Origin of the sequence: Phormidium pseudopriestleyi FRX01 (assembly GCF_017313335.1) — a bacterium.
In the GTDB taxonomy this organism is placed as follows: Bacteria; Cyanobacteriota; Cyanobacteriia; order Cyanobacteriales; family Laspinemataceae; genus Laspinema; species Laspinema pseudopriestleyi.
On sequence record NZ_JAFLQW010000670.1, the window covers coordinates 1 to 2,674 of the forward strand.

The window sequence follows — 2,674 nt, forward strand, 5'->3', positions numbered from 1 at the left end:
GGTTACTTGGACTTGTTTTTGTCGTTGCCATACTCTTGGTCAACTTACAGAAGAAAGCGTGTTCAAACTTCATCGGCACGATGCCTAATTCCCCGGGTTCAAACTCATCAAAAATATGTTGAGCATCGTAGGTGCCGTAGTAATCCCCCACTCCGGCATGATCCCGACCGACAATAAAATGGGTGCAGCCGTAATTTTTCCGCAGCAAGGCGTGGAAAATCGCTTCTCTAGGTCCGGCATAGCGCATCGCCGCTGGGTTAATAGCCAAAATTACCCGGTCTTTCGGATAATATTTTTCCATGAGAATTTCATAACAGCGCATCCGGACATCTGCCGGAATATCATCCCCTTTTGTCACGCCGACTAAGGGATGCAGGAATAATGCATCCACACTTTCCAAGGCGCATTTTGTAATATATTCGTGGGCGCGGTGGATCGGGTTGCGGGTTTGGAAGGCGACGATGGATTTCCACCCTTTTTCCCGAAACAGTTCCCTAGATTGTGCGGGATCGATTTGGTAATTGGGAAATTGGGGATGCGCTTGGCGATCGAGCAACCAAATGGGTCCGGCTAGATTGATGGGTCCTTGCTCGTACAAGACTTTGACACCGGGATGATTCAGATCCTCAGTGCGATAGACGTTAACTGCTTCTAATGCCTTGTTGTAGCGATATTTTTGGGTGAGTTCTAAGACGCCTACAAATTGGCCTTCAGTGTCATCTAAGCGGACCCAACTCCCTTCTTTCAAGGGTTCAGCGATTTCTTCACGCACTGGCAGAGTGATGGGAACGGACCAAGGGAGACCATTCGCCAAGCGCATATCCGTGACGACGGGATCATAATCTTTTTGATCCATGAAGCCCGTCAGGGGGCTAAAACCACCAATAGCAATTAGGATAAGGTCACATAGGGCGCGATCGCTCAGTTGCAGGCGAGGCATGGTCTCGGCTTGGGCGAGAAATTCCTGCTTTTGAGCGGGACTGACGATCCGATTAATTAGGTGACCGCCGTGGGGGGCGATCGCATCTGGATGTTGACTCAAAACGATCCCTCTTTAGATATAGTTCAATTCTTAAGCTTTGCTAATTTTTTATCATACTGGTATCTGGGACGTTTGGCACGACTCGATTCGGTGCGATCGCATTCATCCCAAGATTGCCCCAATATCAACAACCCGGCTTTGTTGAAAAACCGGGTTGCTGATATTAGGGCTTTTAAATTTTCTATGGCATCCCTACTTCATGGGTTAGAAACCCGGTTTCTTCACCCCATTTCTGGGAATTCCCAGCAATTCAAGGCAGAAACCCAGTTTCTGGTCCGATCGCCACACGATCGCCCTAGGACAACTGTTCGATAATCCCGCCACCCAGGACGCGATCGCCGTCGTACCAAACTGCTGCTTGTCCAGGGGTTACCCCAAACTGCGGTTCGTCAAAAACAAGTTTGGCGCGATGTCCCCGATCTTCGGGAATCACAGTCACAGGAACCGCCGAAGTCCGATACCGAATCTGAACTTCTGCCCGAATTGGTGCAGTCGGAGGGGCGATCGAGACCCAATTGACCCGATCTACAGTGAAACTCGATTCCGTTGCAGAGGTGCGATCGCCGACAATTACGCGATTCTTCACTGCATCCAATGCCACCACATATAAGGGTTCCGCTGCCGCCACACCGATCCCTTTCCGCTGTCCAATGGTGTAGCGATGGATTCCATCATGCTGTCCGAGAACCTTCCCCTGAACATCTACAATATCCCCTTTTTGGGGCTGAATGTACTGTTCCAAAAAGGTCTGCATTGACCCGTGAGCTTCCACCAAGCATAAGTCTTGACTTTCCGGCTTTTCCGCCGTTTGCAGTCCATATTCCGCCGCAATCTGCCTGGTTTGGGTCTTAGTAATTTCACCCAAGGGAAACATACATCCCGCCAGCAATTTTTGGGTTAAGTCGTACAAAAAGTAAGATTGATCTTTATTGCGATCGACAGCCCGCAGTAATTCATACCGTCCAGTCTCTTCGTTATAGTTGACTCGGGCATAGTGTCCTGTGGCAATTTTGTCAACCCCTAATTCTTCTTGGGCATAACTTAACATCGGGCCAAATTTCACGGCCCGATTGCACTGGGAACAGGGTAACGGAGTAAATCCGGCACTATATCCCGCCACTAAGTAATCGACAATTTTTTCTTGAAATAACTGGCGAGTATCGATGATGTGATGGGGAATGTCCAACTCTTCACAAAGCGAGGCAGCATCGACCATCCCCTCAGAGCAGCATTGACCTTTCCCCTTCATTAACCATAGGGTAAGACCAATAACTTCATATCCTTGATGATGTAGGATGGCGGCTGCGGTAGAACTATCCACTCCACCGGAGAGGCCAACGATGACTTTGCTCATAAAATCCCATAAAAGGCCGCTATTTACACAATTCGGCCAGACAATAACAATCTCTTTCTAGGCTAACAGATCGAGTTTGAATTAATTGTCAAATTCAGTTAGATTTTCGGTTATGCCTAGAAAATGGCTTTAATTTCCTTTGACACTCCCGATGTCTAAAGACACGGGGATTCTTGCACAGCCTTAGACCAAAGCCTAAGTCTGATGGGCACTGCTCATTGTGCCTCTAATAAGTCCGCTCAAATTAGATTTGAACTTTCCCTTTACGTTTAGGTTAC

At 48.2% G+C, this 2,674-nt stretch carries 3 protein-coding genes; 1 reads left to right on the forward strand and 2 read right to left on the reverse strand.

The genetic code is table 11. The annotated features are described in order from the left end of the window. A partial coding sequence (gene sat, locus J0895_RS25110) for a sulfate adenylyltransferase (RefSeq protein WP_207090713.1) occupies positions 1-1,042 on the reverse strand: 1,042 nt, incomplete at its 3' end. On the opposite strand from sat, the gene J0895_RS25115 reads away from it, so the two are divergent. Further along, a complete protein-coding gene (locus J0895_RS25115; protein ID WP_207090714.1) occupies positions 1,031-1,357 on the forward strand; it encodes a hypothetical protein in 327 nt (108 codons plus the stop codon). The genes sat and J0895_RS25115 overlap by 12 nt on opposite strands. On the opposite strand, the gene mnmA is transcribed toward J0895_RS25115, so the two are convergent. Further along, positions 1,338-2,396: a tRNA 2-thiouridine(34) synthase MnmA gene (mnmA, locus tag J0895_RS25120; RefSeq protein ID WP_207090715.1), complete on the reverse strand. Its 1,059-nt coding sequence runs from the start codon at positions 2,394-2,396 to the stop codon at positions 1,338-1,340. The genes J0895_RS25115 and mnmA overlap by 20 nt on opposite strands. Between the last annotated feature and the right edge of the window lie 278 nt (positions 2,397-2,674).